The 22,000-nt window shown below is 72.0% G+C and carries 15 protein-coding genes and 1 tRNA gene; 9 read left to right on the top strand and 7 right to left on the bottom strand.

The features are described 5' to 3' along the window. Nucleotides 1-48: 48 nt before the first annotated feature. Nucleotides 49-615 carry a 2'-5' RNA ligase family protein gene (locus O2V63_RS06705; RefSeq protein WP_269166762.1) on the top strand — a complete coding sequence of 189 codons (567 nt, stop codon included), beginning with the start codon at nucleotides 49-51 and terminating at the stop codon, nucleotides 613-615. Between the two features lie 71 nt (nucleotides 616-686). Here O2V63_RS06705 and polA read toward each other — a convergent pair whose 3' ends face one another. Further along, the gene (gene polA, locus O2V63_RS06700; protein ID WP_269166761.1) at nucleotides 687-3,401 is read right to left on the bottom strand and encodes a DNA polymerase I; all 2,715 of its coding nucleotides are present in this window, start codon (nucleotides 3,399-3,401) and stop codon (nucleotides 687-689) included. 120 nt (nucleotides 3,402-3,521) lie between these two features. Between polA and O2V63_RS06695 the strand changes: the two genes are divergently transcribed. The 6 genes from O2V63_RS06695 to O2V63_RS06670 all read left to right on the top strand — a co-directional run bounded on the left by O2V63_RS06695 (nucleotide 3,522) and on the right by O2V63_RS06670 (nucleotide 8,884). After that, a complete protein-coding gene (locus O2V63_RS06695) occupies nucleotides 3,522-3,929 on the top strand; it encodes a PaaI family thioesterase (RefSeq protein ID WP_036340824.1) in 408 nt (135 codons plus the stop codon). 325 nt (nucleotides 3,930-4,254) lie between these two features. After that, the gene (locus O2V63_RS06690) at nucleotides 4,255-5,478 is read left to right on the top strand and encodes a branched-chain amino acid ABC transporter permease (protein WP_269166760.1); all 1,224 of its coding nucleotides are present in this window, start codon (nucleotides 4,255-4,257) and stop codon (nucleotides 5,476-5,478) included. Nucleotides 5,479-5,481: 3 nt separating this feature from the next. Further along, complete coding sequence (locus tag O2V63_RS06685) at nucleotides 5,482-6,480, top strand: branched-chain amino acid ABC transporter permease (protein WP_269166759.1); 999 nt, start codon at nucleotides 5,482-5,484, stop codon at nucleotides 6,478-6,480. Then, nucleotides 6,470-7,504 carry an ABC transporter ATP-binding protein gene (locus tag O2V63_RS06680; RefSeq protein ID WP_269166758.1) on the top strand — a complete coding sequence of 345 codons (1,035 nt, stop codon included), beginning with the start codon at nucleotides 6,470-6,472 and terminating at the stop codon, nucleotides 7,502-7,504. The genes O2V63_RS06685 and O2V63_RS06680 overlap by 11 nt, the downstream gene beginning before the upstream one ends. After that, on the top strand, nucleotides 7,501-8,388 hold the full coding sequence (locus tag O2V63_RS06675; protein ID WP_269166757.1) for an ABC transporter ATP-binding protein: 888 nt from the start codon (nucleotides 7,501-7,503) through the stop codon (nucleotides 8,386-8,388). The genes O2V63_RS06680 and O2V63_RS06675 overlap by 4 nt, the downstream gene beginning before the upstream one ends. Nucleotides 8,389-8,467: 79 nt before the next feature. Next, nucleotides 8,468-8,884, top strand: a complete 417-nt coding sequence (locus O2V63_RS06670) for a DUF1772 domain-containing protein (RefSeq protein ID WP_269166756.1) — start codon at nucleotides 8,468-8,470, stop codon at nucleotides 8,882-8,884. A 118-nt stretch (nucleotides 8,885-9,002) separates the two neighbouring features. Here the strand turns inward: O2V63_RS06670 and O2V63_RS06665 are convergent, their stop codons facing one another. Together O2V63_RS06665 and O2V63_RS06660 are read right to left on the bottom strand one after the other, a co-directional pair. Beyond that, nucleotides 9,003-10,328: an ABC transporter substrate-binding protein gene (locus tag O2V63_RS06665; protein WP_269166755.1), complete on the bottom strand. Its 1,326-nt coding sequence runs from the start codon at nucleotides 10,326-10,328 to the stop codon at nucleotides 9,003-9,005. 225 nt (nucleotides 10,329-10,553) lie between these two features. After that, the gene (locus O2V63_RS06660; protein WP_269166754.1) at nucleotides 10,554-11,174 is read right to left on the bottom strand and encodes an ANTAR domain-containing response regulator; all 621 of its coding nucleotides are present in this window, start codon (nucleotides 11,172-11,174) and stop codon (nucleotides 10,554-10,556) included. Between the two features lie 68 nt (nucleotides 11,175-11,242). Between O2V63_RS06660 and O2V63_RS06655 the strand changes: the two genes are divergently transcribed. Together O2V63_RS06655 and O2V63_RS06650 are read left to right on the top strand one after the other, a co-directional pair. After that, nucleotides 11,243-11,316, top strand: a tRNA-Leu gene (locus O2V63_RS06655). Nucleotides 11,317-11,425: 109 nt separating this feature from the next. Continuing rightward, nucleotides 11,426-13,216: an aminotransferase class V-fold PLP-dependent enzyme gene (locus O2V63_RS06650; protein WP_269166753.1), complete on the top strand. Its 1,791-nt coding sequence runs from the start codon at nucleotides 11,426-11,428 to the stop codon at nucleotides 13,214-13,216. An 82-nt stretch (nucleotides 13,217-13,298) separates the two neighbouring features. Here the strand turns inward: O2V63_RS06650 and O2V63_RS06645 are convergent, their stop codons facing one another. From O2V63_RS06645 to gltB, 4 genes are all read right to left on the bottom strand, one after another. After that, a complete protein-coding gene (locus O2V63_RS06645) occupies nucleotides 13,299-14,186 on the bottom strand; it encodes an acyl-CoA thioesterase (protein ID WP_269166752.1) in 888 nt (295 codons plus the stop codon). Continuing rightward, a complete protein-coding gene (pyk, locus tag O2V63_RS06640) occupies nucleotides 14,183-15,598 on the bottom strand; it encodes a pyruvate kinase (protein ID WP_269166751.1) in 1,416 nt (471 codons plus the stop codon). The genes O2V63_RS06645 and pyk overlap by 4 nt, the downstream gene beginning before the upstream one ends. A 108-nt stretch (nucleotides 15,599-15,706) precedes the next feature. Further along, entirely contained in the window at nucleotides 15,707-17,191 is a 1,485-nt protein-coding gene (locus O2V63_RS06635; RefSeq protein ID WP_269166750.1) for a glutamate synthase subunit beta, read from the bottom strand. Further along, the gene (gene gltB, locus O2V63_RS06630) at nucleotides 17,184-21,860 is read right to left on the bottom strand and encodes a glutamate synthase large subunit (protein ID WP_269166749.1); all 4,677 of its coding nucleotides are present in this window, start codon (nucleotides 21,858-21,860) and stop codon (nucleotides 17,184-17,186) included. Before gltB ends, O2V63_RS06635 begins: the two co-directional genes overlap by 8 nt. Nucleotides 21,861-22,000 lie beyond the last annotated feature (140 nt).

Genomic DNA, 22,000 nt, shown 5'->3' with positions numbered 1-22,000 from the left:
GACGCCGGGCCCGCCCGGGACACCGGACCGGAACGAGGGAGCAGCGCGGTGGACCAGACAGCACAGACCGTCCTGGGCGATGCGACCGAGAGCGCCGTGGTGCTGCTCGTCCCGGACGCCGACCCGCTGGTCGACGCACACCGCCAGCAGTTCGACGTCTCCGCGTCGTGGGGGGTCCCGGCGCACCTGGCGGTCATCTACCCCTTCGTCACACCCCGCCAGGTGGACGACCCCCTGCTGACCGGTCTGGCCGAGCTCCTCGCCACCGAGCCCGCCTTCGACTGCACGTTCACCAGGACCGCGTGGTTCGGCGAGGAGATGCTCTACCTGGTCCCCGAGCCCGAGGAGCCGTTCCGCCGGCTGACCCGGCGGGTGGCCGAGGCCTACCCCGACCACCCGCCGTTCCGGGGGGCGCACGGCGAGCCGGTGCCGCACCTGAGCATCGGGCAACGGCGCCAGGGCGACCTGGCCGGCCTCGAGCAGGCCCAGGAGGTGCTGTGCGAGGCGATGCCGCTGCGGACCCGCATCGACACCGCCGCGCTCTACGTCGGCACCCGGGAGCCGGGCTCCTGGCACCAGGTCGCCACGTTCCACCTGGGCCGCCCCACCAGCTGACCGCCCCGCCCGTGGCCCCGATGCGGGGCCCGCGCCGAGCCTGCGAGGCGTGGGGGCATCGGGGTCCCTCCTCAGTGGGCGGCGTCGTCCCAGCTGGTGCCGAAGCCGACGGAGACCTCCAGCGCCACCGACAGCTGCGCCGCGCCGGCCATCTCCCGGCGCACCAGGGCCTCGAGGGTCTCCCGCTCCCCCGGTGCCACCTCGAGCACGAGCTCGTCGTGGACCTGCAGCAGCATCCGTGAGCTCAGGCCCTCGGCCGCGATGGCCCGCTCCACGTTCAGCATCGCCACCTTGATGACGTCGGCGGCCGACCCCTGGATCGGGGCGTTGAGCGCCATCCGCTCGGCCATCTCCCGGCGCTGCCGGTTGTCGCTGGTCAGGTCGGGCAGGTAGCGGCGGCGGCCCAGGGTCGTCTCGGTGTAGCCGGTCTGCCGGGCGTCGTCCACGACCCCGTCGAGGTAGTCCCGGATGCCGCCGAAGCGCTCGAAGTAGGCGTGCATCTGCCCGCGCGCCTCCTCCGGCGTGATCCGCAGCTGCTGGGACAGCCCGTAGGCGCTCAACCCATAGGCCAGGCCGTAGCTCATCGCCTTGATCCGCCGGCGCATCTCCGGGTCGACCTGCTCGATCGGGATGTCGAACGCCCGCGAGGCGACGAAGGAGTGCAGGTCCTCCCCGGAGGTGAACGCCTCGATCAGGCCGGCGTCCTCGGACAGGTGGGCCATGATCCGCATCTCGATCTGGCTGTAGTCGGCGGTCATCAGCGACTCGTAGCCGGCGCCGACGACGAATGCCTGCCGGATCCGGCGCCCCTCGGCGCTGCGGATGGGGATGTTCTGCAGGTTCGGGTCCGTCGAGGAGAGCCGTCCGGTCGCCGCGATCGTCTGCTGGTAAGTGGTGTGCACCCGCCCCACCTCGTCGACCATCGGGATCAGCCCGTCGATGACGGTGCGCAGCCGGGTGACGTCCCGATGCCGCAGCAGGTGCTCGAGGAACGGGTGACCGGTGGAGGCCAGCAGCGAGGTCAGGGCCTCGGCGTCGGTGGTGTACCCGGTCTTGTTCTTCTTCGTCTTGGGCAGGCCGAGCTCGTCGAAGAGGACCGCCTGCAGCTGCTTGGGCGAGCCGAGGTTGATCTCCTTGCCGATGACCGCGTAGGCCTCGTCCGCCGCCTCGGTCACCGCGGCGGCGAACTCGCGCTGCAATTCGCGCAGGGAGTCCAGGTCCGCGGCGATGCCCCGGTGCTCCATGGCCGCCAGCACCCGGGTCAGCGGCAGCTCGATGTCCCCGAGCAGCTGGTCGCCGCCCTTCTGCCCGAGCACCTGCTCCAGGGCGTCGGACAGGTCGTTGACCGCCACCGCCTTGAGGACGTCGGCATGCGCGGCGGCCGCGGCGACGTCCTCCTCCGAGGGCCCGAGCCCGTCGAGGGTCAGCTGGCCCTCCGGCTCCGCGGCGTCCTTGAGCTCGCGACGCAGGTAGCGCACCGCCAGGTCGCCGAGGTCGAACGACCGCTGCCCGGGATTGACCAGGTAGGCCGCGAGCGCGGTGTCGCTGACCATGCCCTGCAAGTCCCAGCCACGGCTCCAGATCGCCAGCAGCGGGCCCTTGACCTCGTGCACGACCTTGGGGGTCGCCGGGTCGGCCAGCCAGCCGGCCAGTGCCTGCTCGTCGGCGGTGTCGAGGTCGGGACCCAGGTCGACGAAGGTGGCGTGGTCGTCGGCGGCGGCCAACGCGAGGCCGGCGAGCTCGCCGACACCGCGGCCCCAGGTGCCCCGGAAGACGACACCGGTGTGCCCGGTGCGCGCGTGCGCGGTGAGCCACCCGGCCAGCTCACCCGGGGCCAGCCGGTCGGCGGTCACCTCGAAGCCGCCGTCGACCTCCGGCTCCGGGGTGGCAAGAGTGGCGAAGAGCCGGTCGCGCAGCACCCGGAACTGCAGGTTGTCGAAGAGGGTGTGCACCTCGTTGCGGTCCCAGGGCTGGACGGCCAGGTCCTGCGGCCCGACCTCGAGCGGGACGGCGCGGTCGAGCTCGGTCAGCCGGCGGTTCTGCAGCACCGAGGAGAGGTGCTCCCGCAGCTTCTCCCCGACCTTGCCCTTGACCGTGTCGACCTGGTCGACCAGTGCGTCCAGCGAGCCGTACTCACGCACCCACTTGGCGGCGGTCTTCTCCCCCACGCTCGGGATGTTCGGCAGGTTGTCGCTCGGGTCGCCCCGCAGCGCGGCGAAGTCGGGGTACTGGGTGGGGGTGAGGCCGTACTTGGCCTCCACCTCCTCCGGCGTGAACCGGGTCAGGTCCGACACGCCCTTGCGCGGGTAGAGCACCGTCACGTGCTCGTTGACCAGCTGCAGTGCGTCCCGGTCCCCGGTGCAGATGAGCACGTCCATGCCCTGCTCGACCGCCTGCACGGTGAGGGTGGCGATGACGTCGTCGGCCTCGTAGTTCTCCGCGGTGATCACCGGCACGTGCAGCGCACCGAGCACCTCCTGCACCAGGCTCACCTGGCCGCGGAAGTCGGTCGGGCTCTCCGCGCGGTTGGCCTTGTACTCGGCGTAGATCTCGCTGCGGAAGGTCTTCCGGCTGACGTCGAAGGCCACCGCGAGGTGGCTGGGCTGCTCGTCGCGCAGCACGTTGATCAGCATCGACGTGAAGCCGTAGACGGCGTTCGTCGGCTGCCCGGTGGTGGTCGAGAAGTTCTCCACCGGGAGGGCGAAGAAGGCCCGGTACGCCAGCGAGTGGCCGTCGAGCAGCAGCAGCCGCGGACGGACCCCGGAGGCCGGGTCGGAGGCGGACACTGTGCTGCTGGCTGGGGAGCTCACCGGTGCGGACATCGACCACGAGCTTAGGGGCGCCCACCGACGGTCCGGGCCGGTGCACGACCCGACCAGGCACCGCCCGGTGGCTACGGTGCGCGGATGACCACCGCGCGTCCGGACTGGCTGCCGTCCGACACCCAGGGACCCCTGGACGACAAGCTCGGGATCCAGATCACCGACTACACCCCCGACCGACTGGTGGCGACCATGCCGGTCGCCGGCAACGAACAGCCCTTCGGCCTGCTGCACGGAGGGGCCACCTGCGCCCTGGCCGAGAGCATCGGGTCGTGGGCGGCGATGCTGCACGCCGGACCGGGCGGCACGGTGGTCGGCATCGAGCTGAACGCCAGCTACCTGCGGGCGGCCACCTCCGGCCTGGTCACCGCGGTCTGCACGCCGGTCCGGCGTGGCCGCACGCTGGCGACCTTCCTGATCTCGGTGAGCGACGAGGCCGGCCGGCCGACGGCCAGCGCACGGCTCACCTGCCTGATCCGCCCCGCCCGCTGACCCCGCAGGCCCGCACCGGCGGCCCGATCCCGGGAGGCGCCGGGCCGACACGTCGCTCCCCGACTACCGGCGAGTAGCACATCGGCGTGTCGCAGAAGGGTCACAGTGTGTCCCAGCAGGTCGATCCCCGTAACAGGGGTGGGTTACTGTCCCGCCTCACATCCAACGGCTGGGAGGTCGAGTGACGCACGCGCCCCACCGTGCCGCGAGGTACGGGGAACGCAGCTCCACCCGGGAGGACCGGTCAGCACCCCGGCGGAGCGCACGCCGGTGGCGCAGCCCTCGCCGTCCGCTGGTCCTTGCCCTGCTCGTCGCCGCCTTCGGGATGGCCTTCGCGACCCTGGTGCCCGGCGTCGCCTCCGCGGCGGAGGCGGGCGAGCAGGTGCGCGGCACCCTGCAGACCAGCCTGAGCGGCCCGATCGAGGGCGTCACCGTCGAGGTGGCCACGCCGGACGGCGAGATCGTGGACACGGTCGAGACCGGCGAGGACGGCCGGTGGGAGGTCGACCTCCCCGGCGCCGGCCAGTACGTCGTGAGCGTCGACCCCGACGACCTGCCGGAGGGTGTCGAGGTCAACGGCGAGCCCAGCCGCACCGTCACCGTCGACTCCGGGCGTGCCCAGCCGGTGAACATCGGCCTGAACGACGGCAGTCGCAACGACGGGGGCGGCACCATCCGGGCCGTCCAGCTGTTCGTCGACGGCCTGCGGTTCGGGTTGCTGATCGCCATGGCAGCAGTCGGCCTGTCGCTGATCTACGGCACCACCGGGCTGACCAACTTCGCGCACGGCGAACTGGTCACCATCGGCGCCATCGCGGCCTGGTACATCAACGTGCAGGGCGGCGTGCCGCTCATCCCGGCGGCGTTGCTGGCGATGGTGGTCGGCGGGGTCGTCGGTGCCCTCAACGAGCTGGCCATCTGGCGGCCGCTGCGGCGCCGCGGCACCGGGCTCATCGCGGCGCTGGTCGTCTCGATCGGCCTGTCCCTGGCGCTGCGCTACACCTACCAGATCTTCTACGGCGGTTTCTCCAACCCCTACGCCGACTACCAGGGTCAGCGGGCGAAGAGCTACGGCCCCTTCACCCTGCAGGACCGCGACGTCGCCTCGATCGTCATCGCGGTCGTCGTCCTGGTCCTCGTGGCGCTCATGCTGCAGCGCACCAAGATCGGCAAGGCGATGCGGGCGGTGTCGGACAACCGGGACCTGGCCGCGTCCTCCGGGATCGACGTCAACCGGGTCATCCTCTTCGTGTGGGTGCTCGGCGGCGCGCTCGCTGCGCTCGGCGGTGTGCTCCTCGGCCTCTCCGACCAGGTCCAGTGGGACATGGGCTTCCGGCTGCTGCTGCTGATGTTCGCCGGGGTCACCCTCGGTGGGCTCGGGACGGCCTACGGCGCCCTGCTCGGCAGCCTGATCGTCGGTGTCTTCGTGCAGATGTCCACCCTCGTCATCCCGAATGACATGAAGTACGTCGGAGGGCTGCTCCTCTTGATCGTCATCCTCGTCGTCCGTCCCCAGGGCATCCTGGGCAGCCGCGCCAGGATCGGCTGACCGATGGCCGACCTCATCAACGCGTTCGCCATCGCGGGCAAGGCGTTCTTCGGTTTCCAGGCGGTCTTCTTCGCCCTGTTGGCCATCGGCCTCAACGTGCACTTCGGGTACACGGGGCTGCTCAACTTCGGCCAGATCGCCTTCGCCATGCTCGGCGGGTTCGGCATCGCCATCTCGGTGAGCCTGTGGGGGCTGCCCTTCTGGGTCGGGGTCATCGTCGGCGTGCTCGCCGCCGTCGTCCTCGCCCTGCTGCTGGGCCTGCCCACGTTGCGCCTGCGGGCCGACTACCTCGCCATCGTCACCATCGCCACGGCCGAGGGGTTGAGACTGGTCTTCCGATCGGTCTCCGCCACCCCGGTCACCGGCGGCACCCGCGGCCTGTCGGCGTTCAACCGCGACTTCATCGCGCTGGCCCCCTGGGACACCGCGCGGCGGTACGACCTGCTGGGCACCACCTGGAGCGGCGGTGAGCTCTGGGTCGTCACCGTCGGATGGATCCTGGTGGCGCTGTGCTCGCTGCTGGTCTGGGCGCTCATGCGCGCCCCGTGGGGCCGGGTGGTGAAGGCCATCCGGGAGGACGAGGACGCCGTCCGCTCGCTGGGCAAGAACGTCTACGCCTACAAGATGCAGGCGCTGGTCCTGGGCGGGATCTTCGGCGCCTTCGGCGGCATGATCTACGCCGTCGGCACCGGCTCGGCGATCCCCGACCAGTACCAGAACGCCAACACCTTCCTGGCCTACGGGGCGCTGATCCTCGGCGGGGCCGCCCGCGTGCTCGGGCCCGTCATCGGGTCGATGCTGCTGCTGTTCATCCTGCAGTTCGCCGACACCGGGCTGCGCTCGCTGATCTCCAACGGGGTCATCCCCGCAGAGCTGCTCTCTGCGACCGACGTCGCGCAGCTGCGCTACGTGCTGGTCGGGATCGGGCTCATGCTTTTGCTGGTGTTCCGGCCCCAGGGCATCTTCGGTGACCGACGAGAGGTGATGCTCGATGCCCGCTGACCCCGCCCCCCACGGCGCGCACGCCGCGCAGCCCGACCACACCGGAACCACTGGCCCGGCCGCCGGTGCCACCCGCGCCGAGCCCCGCCGGGTGGCCCAGACCGCCCTCCGTGACGTCCCCTGGGAGGTCGGCGTCGCCAAGCCCGACCCGGCGATCGTCGTCGACCACGTCACCCGCACCTTCGGCGGCCTGACCGCGGTGTCGGTCGACCACCTGGAGATCCAGCGCGGCGGGATCACCGGGCTCATCGGGCCCAACGGTGCCGGCAAGACGACGCTGTTCAACCTGCTCACCGGGTTCGACCAGCCCAACACCGGCACCTGGTCGTTCGACGGCCGCGACCTGGGCAAGCTCAGCCCACACCAGGTCGCCCGGCTCGGCGTCGTGCGCACCTTCCAGCTGACCAAGGCGCTGTCCCGGCTCACCGTGCTGCAGAACATGCTGCTCGGAGCCCAGGGCCAGACCGGGGAGAGCTTCCTGCGCGCGCTCGTGCCCGGGACCTGGCGGGCGCAGGAGAAGGCCAACACCGAGCGCGCGATGGACCTGCTCCGGCGGTTCAAGCTCGATGCCAAGAAGGACGACTTCGCCGGCAGCCTGTCCGGCGGTCAGCGCAAGCTGCTGGAGATGGCCCGCGCCCTGATGAGCGAGCCGAAGGTGGTGATGCTCGACGAGCCGATGGCCGGGGTGAACCCGGCCCTGACCCAGAGCCTGCTGGGCCACGTCAAGGACCTCCGCGAGGAGGGCATGACGGTCATCTTCGTGGAGCACGACATGGACGTCGTCCGGGACATCAGCGACTGGGTCGTCGTCATGGCCGCCGGCAAGGTCATCGCCGAGGGCGCCCCGGATTCCATCAGCCAGAACAAGGCCGTCGTCGACGCCTACCTCGGCGCACACCACGACGCCCCCCTGACCGAGGAGGAGGAAGACCGCTTCCTCGCCGAGGACCAGGCCGCCGAACGTGCCCGGCGCGAGGACGTCATCAGCTCCGAGCAGGGCCGCAAGAGGAGGACAGGACGATGAGCACCGTGGACGTACCAGGTCCGCCGGAGGACCGGAGGTTCCTCGTTCCGGAGTCCGAGCAGGACCGGCCGGTCGCCGACGACCCCGGCCCCGGCACCGCGGCGGCCATGTCCCCCGCGGAGAAGGCCGCCACCCGGGAGGAGCACCTGCGCCTCGCCGAGGGGGCGCTGGTGCGCGCCGACGACCTGGTGGCGGGCTACGTCCCCGGCGTCAACATCCTCAACGGGTGCGACTTCTACCTCGCCGACGGCGAGCTGGTCGGGATCATCGGCCCCAACGGCGCCGGCAAGTCCACGCTGCTCAAGGCGCTGTTCGGGCTGATCCCGGTCCGGTCCGGCGCGGTGACGCTGCGCGGGGAGGAGATCACGTCGGCCCCGGCCCACCGGCTGGTCTCGCTCGGCGTCGGCTACGTCCCGCAGAACAACAACGTGTTCCCCTCGCTCACCATCGAGGAGAACATGCAGATGGGTGTCTACCTGCGGCCGAAGACGTTCAAGGAGCGCTTCGACTACGTCGCCGAGCTGTTCCCGCTGCTCGGTGACCGCCGCAAGGGCAAGGCGGGCGCCCTCTCCGGTGGCGAACGGCAGATGGTCGCGATGGGCCGCGCGCTGATGATGGACCCCTCCGTGCTGCTGCTGGACGAGCCCTCCGCCGGCCTCTCCCCGGTGCTCCAGGACGAGGTGTTCATCCGCTGCCGGCGGATCAACGCCACCGGGGTGTCGATCATCATGGTCGAGCAGAACGCCCGTCGCTGCCTGCAGATCTGTCACCGTGGCTACGTGCTCGACCAGGGCCGCAACGCCTACACCGACACGGGCAAGTCGCTGATGAACGACCCGAAGGTCATCGAGCTCTACCTGGGGACCCTCGCCAAGGCCCAGTGACACCCCGACGACGGCCGGTCTCCCTCGGGAGGCCGGCCGTCGTCGTCCCTGGCGCAGCTGGTCCGGGCAGACTCACCGGGTGCTCCTCCTCGCCCACCTGATCGCGGTCAGCGCGTACGCCGGCTTCCAGTGGACCGTCCGAGTGCTGGTCTACCCGCAGTTCGACCAGGTGCCCGCCGCTGCTCTCCCGGGCTACGAGCGCGCGCACCAGCACCGGGTCAGCAGGGTGGTCGGCCCCCTCTTCGCCGCACAGGTGCTGACCAGCGGCTGGCTGGTCGTCGACCGGCCGGACGGCACGCCCCTGGGCCTGGCCCTCGCGGCGGCTTCGCTCGTCGCCCTCGTCCTGCTGGTGACCGCCGTGGGGGCCGTCCCGCTGCACCGCCGCCTGGACGCCGGCTGGGACGCCGCCGTGCACCGTCGGCTGCTCCGGGTGGACTCCCTACGGGTGGGCCTGGCGACCGCAGCTGTCGGTGTGGCCGCGATCCTCGTCGGTTGAGGCGCATCCCACCGGGCCGTACACAGCACTGCGGCCCGGCACCCTGGGGGTGCCGGGCCGCAGCCTGGAACGGTGGAACTGATCAGCGCTGCGTGATCACAGCGCCTCCCGCCTCAGCTCAGCGCTGGGGCCCGATGCCCTGGGCGTTGAGGCCCTGGATGATCCGCGAGGACTCCTCGAACCCGATGACCACGACGGCGTCGGGGTTGAAGTCGACCATCTGCTGGACCTCGGAGTCGAAGTTCGCCGCCTGCGGGTCGTAGGTGACGTACTTGATGCTGTCCTCGGACAGACCGCCGGCGACCAGGTTGTCCCGGGTGTTCTCGGCCAGGCCGGTGCCGTACGGGTCGTTGATCGCCAGGATGCCGACGGTGTTGTTGCCGTCCTCGGCGATCAGGTCGGCCAGCGCGCGGGCCTGCAGCGTGTCCGGGGGCGCGGTGCGGAAGTACAGCCCGTTGTCGGCGTACTCGGTGAACTGGTCGGAGGTGTTCGCCGGGGAGATCTGCAGGACACCGGCCTGGGTGATGCTGTCGATGACCGTGAGGCTCACCCCGGACGAGGCGGCACCGACGATGGCGTCGACGTTGGACTGCAGCAGCCGGTCGACGGTCTGGGTCGCGGTGTCGGTCGAGGCGTCACCGGAGTCACCCTCGATGAGCTGCACCGGCTGGCCGAGCACGCCACCGGCTTCGTTGATCTCGTTGACCGCCAGCTCAGCGGCGGCGACCTCCGGCGGGCCGAGGAAGGCCAGGTTCCCGGTCAGCGGCAGCAGGGTGCCGATCACCAGCGGGTCGCCCGTGGCACCCGCTGGGGCGTAGGGCGGACCCTCGTCGGTGGCGGCGTTGGCCGCGTCACCCGCGATGACGAACTCGGTGTCGTCGTCGGCGAGCAGGTTGTCCTCGCCGAACTGGAGGATCCCGAAGCTGGCCTCGGCCGGCTCCCCGGCCTCGGCGAAGCTCAGCGGCCCGCTGACACCGTCGTAGTCGACGTTGCCGCCGGCGTCGATGATCGCCTTGCAGGCAGTGAAGGTCTCGCAGGTCTCGCCACCGAATGTCAGCCCGTTGATGTACGGCGCGAAGACCGTGGCCTCGGTGCTGCCGGCGGCCTGGGCCGCGAGCGCGGTCAGGATGACGGCGTCGTAGGTCTCACCGGCGTAGTTGTAGTCCTGCAGGTCGGGGTCGACCGCGAGCAGCCGGTCGGTGAAGTCGCCGGAGAGGTCGGTCAGCGGCGTGGTGCCGCTCATCCCGACGAGCGCACCCTCGTCCGAGAAGTCCTCACCCAGGGCGTTGCCCATGTTGCCGTCGGTGCCGTAGACGTTGACCAGCTTCTCGCCGCTCGCGCCGTCAGCGGTGCCGCCGCCCTCGTCGCTGCCGCCACAGGCGGTCAGCGCGAGCAGGGCAGCACCGGAGAGGGCGGTCGCGCGGGCAAACGTGCCTGTGCGCATCAAGGAACTCCCAGTGAGGTGTGTACGCCACGCTCCTCGACAGGCCCCATCGCCTGTCGGGGAGCCGATCAGTGCGGAGAACCTAACTGCCGGTCGGGCGCGTCGGACCACCCTCGACTGCACCGTGATGAGGTCGTGACCTGCACGTTGCGCAACCGCCACGCGCTCGGCGGGCGCGACACACCGCCGCAACGCGCCGGGGACGGGGTGCCCCGGCGCCGCCGGTCAGGAGCCGGCGGGAGAGGTCGGACTGCTGTCCCCGGTCGGCTGGGCGTCGGTCTCCAGGATCACCTGGGCCAGGGCCTTCATCGAGGTGCGCTCGTTCATCGCCGTCCGCTGGATCCAGCGGAACGCCTCGGCCTCGGTCATGCCCCGCTCGGACATGAGCCGCCCCTTCGCCTGCTCGACGACCTTGCGGGCCTCCAGCCGCTCCTTGAGGTCGCTCACCTCGGCGTCCAGCGCGTGCATCTCCTGGAAGCGGCCCACCGCCACCTCGATCGCGGGCACCAGGTCGTTCTTGGAGAACGGCTTGACCAGGTAGGCCATCGCACCGGCGTCACGGGCGCGCTCGACGAGCTCCCGCTGGCTGAACGCGGTCAGCACGATCACCGGCGCGATGCGCGCAGCAGCGATCTGCTCGGCCGCGGCCAGGCCGTCGAGGACGGGCATCTGGACGTCGAGGACGACGAGGTCGGGGCGCAGCAGCTGCGCCTGCTCGACGGCAGCCTGGCCGTCGCCGACTTCAGCGACGACGACGTAGCCCTCCTCCTCCAGCATCTCCTTGAGGTCGAGGCGGATGAGGGCCTCGTCCTCAGCGATGAGGACCCGGGTCGGTGCGTTGGTCACCCGGTGATCCTATCGGCCGCAGCGGGCCACACCTCGCCCGATACGCTGCTGGTCACCCGGTTGAGCTGGCCCCCGTACCCCAATCGGCAGAGGGAGCGGATTCAAAACCCGCGCAGTGTGCGTTCGAGTCGCACCGGGGGCACCGAAGGACCAGTACGAACGGGCACCCACGAGGCAGCACCACGGGCCCGCGACGCCCACCCCGGTGAGGCCGCCGGATCGTCCTCGGTCGCGCCGCCTATGTTGGCCCCGTGACCGGCCACATGACCCCCGAGGAGTTCCGCCAGCACGGCCACGAGGTCGTCGACTGGATCGCCGACTACTGGGCGGGCATCGCCGCGCACCCGGTCCGGTCGCGGGTCTCCCCCGGCGACGTCCGGGCCATGCTGCCGGCGAGCGCGCCCGAGCAGGGCGAGCCGGTCTCCGCCGTGCTGGCCGACCTGGAGCGCGTCGTGCTGCCCGGGGTGACGCACTGGCAGCACCCCGGCTTCTTCGGCTACTTCCCGGCCAACACCTCCGGCCCCTCGGTGCTCGGCGACCTGCTCTCCGCCGGCCTCGGCGTGCAGGGCATGTCCTGGGTGACCAGCCCGGCCGCCACCGAGCTCGAGCAGCACGTCATGGACTGGTTCGCCGAGCTGCTCGGCCTGCCGGACTCCTTCCGGTCCACCGGCACCGGTGGCGGCGTGGTGCAGGACTCCAGCTCCGGCGCCAACCTGGTCGCACTGCTGGCGGCGCTGCACCGGGTGAGCAAGGGCGCGACGCTGCGCCAGGGGGTCCGCCCGGAGGACCACACCGTCTACGTCTCGGCCGAGACGCACAGCTCGATGGAGAAGGCCGCCCGGATCGCCGGGCTGGGCACCGACTCGATCCGGGTGGTCGAGGTCGACGCCGAGCTGGCGATGAGCCCCCGCGCGCTCGAGCAGCGGTTGGAGCGCGACGTGGCCCGCGGGTTCGTCCCGGTGCTCGTCTGCGCCACGGTCGGGACGACGTCGACCACCGCGATCGACCCGCTGGCCGCGCTGGGCCCGATCTGCCAGCGCTTCGGGGTGTGGCTGCACGTGGACGCCGCCTACGCCGGGGTCAGCGCCGTCGTCCCGGAGCTGCGTGCGCTGCAGGCCGGCGTCGAGTGGGCCGACAGCTACACGACCGACGCACACAAGTGGCTGCTGACCGGCTTCGACGCGACGCTGTTCTGGGTCGCCGACCGGGCCGCGCTCACCGGGGCCCTGTCGATCCTCCCCGAGTACCTGCGCAACGCCGCCACCGACACCGGTGCTGTGGTCGACTACCGGGACTGGCAGATCGAGCTGGGCCGCCGCTTCCGGGCGATGAAGCTGTGGTTCGTGGTCCGCTGGTACGGCGCCGAGGGCCTGCGGGAGCACATCCGCAGCCACGTCGCGCTGGCCCAGGAGCTGGCCGGCTGGGCGCGGGCCGACGACCGGTTCGACGTCGTCGCCCCGCACCCGCTGTCGCTGGTCTGCCTGCAGCCGCGCTGGGCGCGCGGCGTGGACGCCGACGTCGCCACCATGACCCTGCTGGACCGGCTCAACGACGGCGGTGAGGTCTTCCTGACGCACACCACCGTGGCCGGCCGGGCAGTGCTGCGGGTGGCGATCGGCGCTCCGGCGACGACCCGGGCGCACGTCGAGCGGCTGTGGACGCTGCTGCGCGAGGGTCACGACTGGCTGGCCAACGACTTCGCCGAACAGCAGGCCGAGCAGCGGGCCCGGGAGGTGGCCGAGCGCCAGGCCGCCGCCGAGCACGCCGCCGCCGAGGCGGCCGCGGCGGAGCAGGCAGCAGCGGCGGAGCAGGCAGCAGCCGGGCAGTCGGACGCGCCTGCCGAGGCCGCACCCGAGGTGACGCCCGAGACCGCGCCCGAGGCCATGACGGGCGAGGTGGACGCGGAGCCGACGGCGGAGGACCCGGCGGACTCCCCGACCGTGGAGACCCCGGCCGCAGGCGACGAGACGGCCACCCAGGCGGACGCCCAGGCAGGCCTGAGGATCCCGGCCTCGGCGGAGTCGGGCGACCCCGCCCGCTGACCCAGCGGCTCGGGTGTGCTCAGCGGGGTCCGCCGGCGGCGGGTCACCCCGCTGAGCACACCACCGGACCCGGCCCAGCGGCTCAGCCGAGGGAGCGGATGAGGCCCTCCTGGGCGACGGTGGCCACGTGCGTGCCGTCGGCGGCCCAGATCTGGCCGAAGCACAGGGCGCGGCCACTCGCGGCCGCCGGGCTGTCGGTCTCGTAGAGGAACCACTCGTCGGCGCGCACCGGCCGGTGGAACCAGACGGCGTGGTCCAGGCTGGCGCCCACGATCGACCCGCCCCAGCCGCCACCGGTGCGCGCCAGCCCGGCCGAGAGCAGGGTCAGGTCGCTGACGAAGGTCAGCGCGGCCGCGTGCACGGCGTCGTCGTCGGGGAGCCGGCCAGCCACCCGGAACCAGACCCGGAAGGCGGTGTCCGGTGGATGCCGCGGCTGCGGGTCGAACGGGTCGGCGAGGTACCGCTGCTCCACCGCCCGGCCGATCGCCGCGGACGCCGCCCCCTGCCCGGGGTGCGCCGCGGTGACCTCGGCGAGCCCGGGCAGCCCCTCCGGACCGGGCACCTCGGGCATCGGCAGGGAGTGCTCGACCACGGCCCGCTCCCCTGCGGTGAAGTCCGCGGTCAGCGCGAAGATCGCGACGTCGGAGCCCTTGCGCGTCTGCCGGGCCACCACCCGCCGCGTGCTGAACGAGCGGCCCTCGCGGATGCGGTCGACCTCGTAGCGGATCTCCTCGTGCGGGTCACCGGGGCGGAGGAAGTACGAGTGCAGCGAGTGCACCACCCGCCCCGGTCCCACCGTCGCGTTCGCGGCGGTCAGCGCCTGGGCGGCGACCTGACCGCCGAAGATCCGCTGCAACGGCGTGCTGGGGGTCTGGCCGACGTAGACGTCCGGACCCCGTTCCTCCAGGTCCAGGACGACCATCAGCTCCGCAGCCGGGGTCTCCCCCGGTTGCGCGACCCCGGCCGTCACGCCTCGGTCCCCACCTCGTGCACCCGCACCAGGTTCGTGGAGCCGGCGGTGTTCGGCGGGCTGCCGGCCACGATGACGACCTTGTCGCCCTCCTTGAGCCGGCCGATGGACAGCAGCGAGAAGTCGACCTGCCCGACCATGTCGTCGGTGTGGGTGACCTCGGGCACGAGGAAGGTCTCCACGCCCCAGGACAGCGCCAGCCGGCTGCGGACCGCCGGGTCGGTGGTGAAGGCGAGGATCGGCAGCCGGGTGTGCAGCGCCGCGAGCAGCTGCGCGGTCTTGCCGGTCAGCGTGAAGGCGGCCAGCGCGGCGACGTCGAGCGCCTCACCGATGTCCTTGGCGGCCCGCACGATCGCGCCGGAACGCTGCCGCGGCGGCACGAGGAGCTCGGGCACCCGCACGGCGTCGGACTCGACCGCGTCGATGATCCGCTCCATCGTCTTGACCGCGACGACGGGGAACTTCCCCACCGAGGTCTCCCCCGACAGCATCACCGCATCCGCGCCGTCCAGGACGGCGTTGGCGACGTCGGAGGCCTCGGCCCGGGTGGGCCGGGAGGCGCTGATCATCGACTCGAGCATCTGGGTGGCGACGATGACCGGCTTGTTCCGCTCGCGGGCGACCTGCACCGCGCGCTTCTGCACCAGCGGCACCTGCTCCAGCGGCAGCTCGACGCCCAGGTCGCCGCGGGCCACCATGACGCCGTCGAAGGCCTCGACGATCGCCTCGAGGTTCTCCACCGCCTCCGGCTTCTCCAGCTTGGCGATCACCGGCACCTCGACGTCCTCCTGGCGCATGATCTCGCGCACCAGCTCGACGTCCCGGGCGTGCCGCACGAAGGACAGCGCGATGAAGTCGACGCCGAGGGAGAGCGCGAAGCGCAGGTCCTCGGCGTCCTTGTCCGACAGCGCCGGGACGCTGACGGCGACGCCGGGCAGGGACAGGCCCTTGTTGTTGGAGACCTGACCGCCCTCGAGCACCAGGCACCACACGTCGGGGCCGTCGACCTCGACCACGGTCAGGGCGAGCTTGCCGTCGTCGACCAGGAGCCGGTCACCGACCCGCACGTCGTTGGCGAGGTCCTTGTAGGTGGTGGAGACCCGCTCGGCGGTGCCCTCCACGTCCTCGACGGTCACGCAGACCCGGCTGCCGGTCGCCCAGGTGACCGGGCCGTCGGCGAAGGTGCCGAGGCGGATCTTGGGGCCCTGCAGGTCGGCCAGGATGGCGACGGCACGACCGACCTTGTCGGAGGCCTCGCGGACGAGCCGGTAGGCCGTCTCGTGGTCGGCGTGCTTCCCGTGGCTGAAGTTGAGGCGGGCGACGTCCATGCCGGCCTCGACGAGAGCAGTGATCTGGTCCAGCGAACCAGTCGCCGGACCCAGCGTGCAGACGATCTTCGCGCGACGAGACATGAGGCAAAACTAGTCGCCCCTCGGGCGGACACAGCGGACCGGGTCCGTCGTGTCCCCCCGAGGGGCAGCAGTCGTCAGGGACGTCTCATCCCGCCGGCGACCAGCGGTTCAGCGCAGTGGGACGGCGTCCGGGGTGACCGGTCGGGGCAACATCGAGTTGCCGGTCAGCCAGGTGTCGACGGCGGCGGCCGCGGCGCGCCCCTCGGCGATGGCCCAGACGATCAGCGACTGCCCGCGGCCCATGTCCCCGGCCACGAACACCCCGGGGACGCTGGACATGTACTCGTCGTCCCGGGTCACCCGGCCCCGCTCGTCGACGCCGCAGCCCAGCTCCTCGACCAGCCCGGTGGTCTCCGGCCCGGTGTAGCCCAGCGCCAGCAGCACCAGGTCGGCCGGCAGCTCCTGGGTGCTGCCGGGCTTGGGCCGGCGCTGGCCGTCGACGACCTCGATCTCCACGACCTCGATCGCCCGGACCCGGCCCTGCTCGTCACCGAGGAACGCCTCGGTGTTGACGGCGAACAGCCGCTCGCCGCCCTCCTCGTGCGCCGGGGAGACGCGCAGGATCATCTCGTAGGTCGGCCAGGGGTTGTCCTCGGGCCGGGTGCCCGACGGCGCCGGCTTGTAGTCCAGCTGGGCCACCGAGGCCGCGCCCTGACGGTGCGCGGTGCCCAGGCAGTCCGCGCCGGTGTCACCGCCGCCGATGATGACCACGTTCTTGCCCTTGGCCGACAGCGGCGGGTCGTCGAGCTCGCCGAGCGCCTGGCGGTTGCCGTGCGGCAGGTACTCCATGGCGAAGTGCACGCCGTCGAGCTCCCGGCCCGGCAGCGGCAGGTCACGCGCCACCGGGGTACCGATCGCCAGCACGACGGCGTCGTGCTCGGCGCGCAGCTGCTCGGTGGTCAGGCTGCCCGCACTGCCGCCGACGGTGACGTCGGTGACGAACCGGGTGCCCTCGGCGCGCATCTGGTCCAGCCGCCGGTCCAGGTGGCGCTTCTCCATCTTGAACTCGGGGATGCCGTAGCGGATCAGCCCGCCGATCCGGTCGTCCCGCTCGTAGACGGTCACCTGGTGCCCGGCGCGGGTGAGCTGCTGGGCAGCGGCCAGCCCGGCCGGCCCGGACCCGATGACGGCGACCTTCCTGCCGCTGAGCTCCGCCGGCGGCTGCGGGGTGACCCAGCCGTTGACGAACGCCTGGTCGATGATCTCCCACTCGATCTGCTTGATCGTGACCGGCGCGTTCTCCAGGTTGAGCACGCAGGCCGACTCGCACGGCGCGGGGCACAGCTTTCCGGTGAACTCGGGGAAGTTGTTCGTCGCGTGCAGCCGCTCGATCGCCTCCTGCCAGTCGTCCCGGCGGGCGAGGTCGTTCCACTCCGGGATCAGGTTGCCCAGCGGGCAGCCGTGGTGGCAGAAGGGGATGCCGCAGTCCATGCAGCGCGCCGCCTGCTCACGGACCGCCCGTACCGGGAAGACGGCGTCCTCACCCGTGTCCCGGGTCAGGTACACCTCCTTCCAGTCCAGCAGGCGCAGGTCGACCGGCCGCCGCGGCGGCAGTTCGCGGTCGAACCTCAAGAACCCGGTGCTGTCAACCACGAGCTGCCTCCATCACGGCTCGGTCCACGTCGTACCCCGCGGCCTCGGCGGCCCGCCGGGCCTCCATGGCACGCCGGTAGTCACGCGGCATGATCACGCTGAAACGCCCCGACCAACGACCCCAGTCGGCCAGCAGGCTGGTCGCGACGGCCGAGTCGGTGGCCTCGCGGTAGCGCTCGAGGACGTCGCGCAGCCAGGCGGAGCCCTGCCCGTCCAGCGCCTCGACGTCCACCATCTCGGTGTTGACCCGGTGCCGGGCCAGGTCGAGCACGTACCCGATCCCGCCGGACATGCCCGCGGCGATGTTGCGCCCGGTCGGCCCGAGGATGATCGCGGTGCCGCCGGTCATGTACTCCAGCGCGTGGTCACCGACGCCCTCGACGACGGCCAGCGCCCCGGAGTTGCGGACGCAGAACCGCTCCCCCACCCGGCCGCGGAGGAACACCTCACCGGCCGTGGCGCCGTAGCCGATCACGTTGCCGGCGATGACGTTGTCCTCGGCGGGGAAGCTCGCCTCCGGCGCCGGGCGGACGACGATCCGACCGCCGGACAGCCCCTTGCCGACGTAGTCGTTGGCGTCACCGACCAGGGTCATGGTGATCCCGCGCGGCAGGAACGCCCCGAAGGACTGCCCCGCCGACCCGGTGAAGGTCAGGTCGATGGTGCCGTCGGGCAGGCCCTCGCCGCCGAAGCGCCGGGTGACCATCGAGCCCAGCATCGTGCCGACGGTGCGGTTGACGTTGCGCACCGGCAGCTCGAGGTGCACCGGGCGGGCGTCGAGCAGCGCACCCTCGCACAGCTGGATCAGCGTCTGGTCCAGCGCGACGTCCAGCCCGTGGTCCTGGTCCCGGACCTTGCGCCGCGGCGTGCCCTCGGGCAGCTCCGGCACGGCCAGGATCGGCCGCAGGTCCAGCCCCGAGGCCTTCCAGTGGTCGATCGCCGGCGCGACGTCGAGCAGCTCGGCATGGCCGACGGCCTCGTCGATGGAGCGGAAGCCCAGCTCGGCGAGGTACCCGCGCACCTGCTCGGCCAGGAACTCGAAGTAGGTCACCACGAACTCGGGCTTGCCGGTGAACCGCTTGCGCAGCTCCGGGTTCTGGGTGGCGATGCCGACCGGGCAGGTGTCCAGGTGGCAGACCCGCATCATCACGCAGCCCTCGACCACCAGCGGTGCGGTGGCGAAGCCGAACTCCTCGGCCCCGAGCAGCGCCGCGACGATGACGTCCCGGCCGGTCTTCATCTGCCCGTCGACCTGCACCACGATCCGGTCGCGCAGCCCGTTGGCCAGCAGCGTCTGCTGGGTCTCGGCCAAGCCGATCTCCCAGGGGATGCCGGCGTGCTTGAGCGAGGTCAGCGGCGCCGCACCGGTGCCGCCGTCGAAGCCGGAGACCAGGACGACGTCGGCCTTGGCCTTGCTGACCCCGGCTGCGACCGTGCCGATCCCGTGCTCCGCGACCAGCTTGACGTGCACCCGCGCCTCGTTGTTCGCGTTCTTGAGGTCGTGGATGAGCTGCTTCAGGTCCTCGATCGAGTAGATGTCGTGGTGCGGCGGTGGGCTGATCAGGCCGACGCCGGGCGTGGAGTGCCGGGTACGGGCCACCCACGGGTAGACCTTGCTGCCCGGCAGCTGACCGCCCTCACCGGGCTTGGCGCCCTGGGCCATCTTGATCTGGATGTCGTCGGCGTTGACCAGGTACTCGCTGGTGACGCCGAACCGCCCGCTGGCCACCTGCTTGATCGAGGAGCGGCGCAGGTCGCCGTTGGGGTCGGCGGTGAAGCGGTCGGGGTCCTCGCCACCCTCACCGGTGTTGGACCGGCCCCCCAGCCGGTTCATCGCGATCGCCAGGGTCTCGTGCGCCTCGGCGGAGATGGAGCCGTAGCTCATCGCGCCGGTCTGGAACCGCTTGACGATCTCGCTGACCGGCTCCACCTCCTCCAACGGGACGGCGGGCCGGTCACCGGTCTTGAGGGTGAACAGGCCGCGCAGCGTCGCCGCCTCGGCGGACAGCCCGTCGACGGTGTCGGTGTAGCGCTGGAAGACGTCGTACTGCCGGGACCGGGTGGCGTGCTGGAGCAGGAACACCGTCTCGGGGTTGAACAGGTGCACCTCGCCCTCGCGGCGCCACTGGTACTCCCCGCCGGTCTCCAGCCGCCGGTGCGCCGTCTCGGTCGGGTTGCTCGGGTAGGCGCGGCGGTGCCGCATCACGACCTCTTCGGCGAGCACGTCGAGCCCGACGCCGTCCAGCGTGGCCGACGTCCCGGTGAAGTACTCGTCGACGACGGCCTTGGACAGGCCGACCGTCTCGAAGATCTGCGCCATCGTGTACGAGCCGACGGTGCTGATGCCCATCTTGCTCATCACCTTCAGCACGCCCTTGCCCATGGCCTTGACCACGTTGCGGACGGCCTGGGCGGGCTGGACGCCGGTGAGCGTGCCGGTGCGGATCAGGTCCTCGACGCTCTCGAACGCCAGGTAGGGGTTCACCGCGGCGGCGCCGTAGCCCAGCAGCAGCGCGACGTGGTGCACCTCGCGGCAGTCGCCGGACTCCACGACCAGGCCGACCTGCATGCGGGTGCGCTCGCGCACCAGGTGGTGGTGGACTGCGGCGGTCATCAGCAGCGACGGGATCGGGGCGCGCTTCTCGTCGCAGTCGCGGTCGGACAGCACGATGACCCGCGCGCCGGCGGCGATCGCCTTGCTGACCTTGGTGCGCAGGTCCTGGACCGCCTGGGCCAGCGCCTCGCCCCCACCGGTGACGTCGAAGTGGCCGGTGATCCGGACGGCGGCGAAACCGGGCAGGTCGCCGTCGTCGTCGATGTGCAGGATCTTGGCCAGCTCGTCGTTGTCGATGACCGGGTAGGGCAGGAACAGCTGCCGGCAGGAGGCCGGGGTGGCGTCGAGCAGGTTCTGCTCGGGGCCGAAGGTGCGCCCCAGGCTGGTGACCAGCTCCTCGCGGATGGCGTCCAGCGGCGGGTTGGTGACCTGGGCGAACAGCTGGGTGAAGTAGTCGTAGAGCTGGCGCGAGCGGTCCGACAGCGACGCGATCGGGGTGTCGGTGCCCATCGAACCGATCGGCTCGGCACCGCTGGCGGCCATCGGCTGCACCAGGATGCGCAGCTCCTCCTCGGTGTAGCCGAAGAGCTGCTGCCGACGGACGACGGACTCGTGGCTGGGCCGGGAACGACGCCGCTCGGGCAGCTGCGGGAGGTGCACCTGCCCCGCGTGCAGCCAGTCGTCGTAGGGCTCGGCGGTGGCCAGGGCGCCCTTGACCTCCTCGTCGGAGACGATCCGCCCGGCGGCGGTGTCGACGAGGAACATCCGGCCAGGCTGGAGCCGGCCCTTGGCCACCACGTCGCCGGCCGGGATGTCGAGCACGCCGGCCTCGCTGGCCAGCACGACCAGGTCGTCCTTGGTGCGCCACCAGCGACCCGGGCGCAGGCCGTTGCGGTCCAGGACCGCGCCGATCAGGCTGCCGTCGGTGAACGCGACACAGGCGGGCCCGTCCCAGGGCTCCATGATCGAGGAGTGGAACCGGTAGAAGGCGCGGCGGGCCGCGTCCATCTCGTCGTGGTTCTCCCACGCCTCCGGGATCATCATCAGCACCGCGTGCGGAAGTGACCGGCCGGACAGGTGCAGCAGCTCGAGCACCTCGTCGAAGGTCGCCGAGTCGCTGAAGTCGCTGGCGGTGACCGGGAAGATCCGCTCCAGGCCGAGCTCGCTGGCCGGGCCGGCCGGACCGTCGAACAGCCCGGTCTCCAGCTTGGCCTCGCGAGCCCGCATCCGGTTCCGGTTGCCCTTGATGGTGTTGATCTCGCCGTTGTGGGCGATGAACCGGAAGGGGTGCGCCAGCGGCCAACTGGGGAAGGTGTTGGTGGAGAACCGGCTGTGCACCAGCGCGATCGCCGACTCGTACCGCTCGTCGGTCAGGTCGGGGAAGAACGCCGGCAGCTGGTCGGTGGTCAGCATGCCCTTGTAGGTGATCGTCCGGGAGGACAGCGAGGCGATGTAGCAGCTGGTGCCGGCGTCCCGGGCTGCGCGCTCGACCCGCTTGCGGAGCACGAAGGCCCGCCGCTCCAGCCGGGTGACCCCGTGCGGGGCCGCGGTACCACCGAAGGCGCGGGCGTCGGCCCGGGCACCGATGGTCTCGGCGACGAAGAGCTGGGCGAAGTGCGGCATGACCCGCCGGGCGGTGGGCCCGAGGTCGGCGGCGTCCGGGTCGACCGGCAGCACCCGCCAGCCCAGGACGGTCAGGCCCTCCTCGGCGGCGAGCCCGGCGACCGCGTCGACGACGGAGGCCCGCTCGGTCTCGTCGGCGGGCAGGAAGGCGATGCCGACGGCGTACTCCCCCAGCGGCGGCAGGTCGAAGTCGACGCTCTCGCGCAGCAGCCCGTCGGGTACCTGGGTCAGGATGCCGGCCCCGTCACCGGAGTTCGGCTCCGAACCCGCGGCGCCCCGGTGGTCGAGGTTGTGCAGCGCGGTGAGCCCGGCCGCGACGATCGTGCGGGAGCGGCGGCCCCGGGCGTCGGCGACGAAGGCGACGCCGCAGGCGTCGTGCTCGTTGGCCGGGTCGTAGAGCCCGGAGGCGGCCGGGAGCGCGGAGAAGGGCACGGCCGGCAGGGCTGCGGCCGGGGACGGCGATCCCGCGGAGGGGGCGGCGAGGTCAGACATGTCACTCCCGTCGTCGGCTGGCCGCGGCGCCGGCTCCACCGTCCGGAGGTCCGGGTCGGCGGGCGGCGCTGGTGCGGGGGGTCGCAGACCCCGCCGGGTGGTCAGAGCGGGTGGGGTGGTGCGCGGAGGACCCCGGGGGG

Source organism: Modestobacter sp. VKM Ac-2977 (assembly GCF_026968045.1).
Taxonomy (GTDB): domain Bacteria; phylum Actinomycetota; class Actinomycetes; order Mycobacteriales; family Geodermatophilaceae; genus Modestobacter.
This window is presented reverse-complemented; position numbering and strand designations above follow the sequence as displayed.

Excerpts from the sequence above, each read along its gene's own strand:
- O2V63_RS06695 (WP_036340824.1), top strand. The coding sequence starts at position 3,522 with ATGACCACCGCGCGTCCGGACTGGCTGCCGTCCGACACCCAGGGACCC.
- O2V63_RS06690 (WP_269166760.1), top strand. The coding sequence starts at position 4,255 with ATGGCCTTCGCGACCCTGGTGCCCGGCGTCGCCTCCGCGGCGGAGGCG.
- O2V63_RS06685 (WP_269166759.1), top strand. The coding sequence starts at position 5,482 with ATGGCCGACCTCATCAACGCGTTCGCCATCGCGGGCAAGGCGTTCTTC.
- O2V63_RS06680 (WP_269166758.1), top strand. The coding sequence starts at position 6,470 with ATGCCCGCTGACCCCGCCCCCCACGGCGCGCACGCCGCGCAGCCCGAC.
- O2V63_RS06675 (WP_269166757.1), top strand. The coding sequence starts at position 7,501 with ATGAGCACCGTGGACGTACCAGGTCCGCCGGAGGACCGGAGGTTCCTC.
- O2V63_RS06665 (WP_269166755.1), bottom strand. The coding sequence starts at position 10,328 with ATGCGCACAGGCACGTTTGCCCGCGCGACCGCCCTCTCCGGTGCTGCC.
- pyk (WP_269166751.1), bottom strand. The coding sequence starts at position 15,598 with ATGTCTCGTCGCGCGAAGATCGTCTGCACGCTGGGTCCGGCGACTGGT.
- gltB (WP_269166749.1), bottom strand. The coding sequence starts at position 21,860 with ATGTCTGACCTCGCCGCCCCCTCCGCGGGATCGCCGTCCCCGGCCGCA.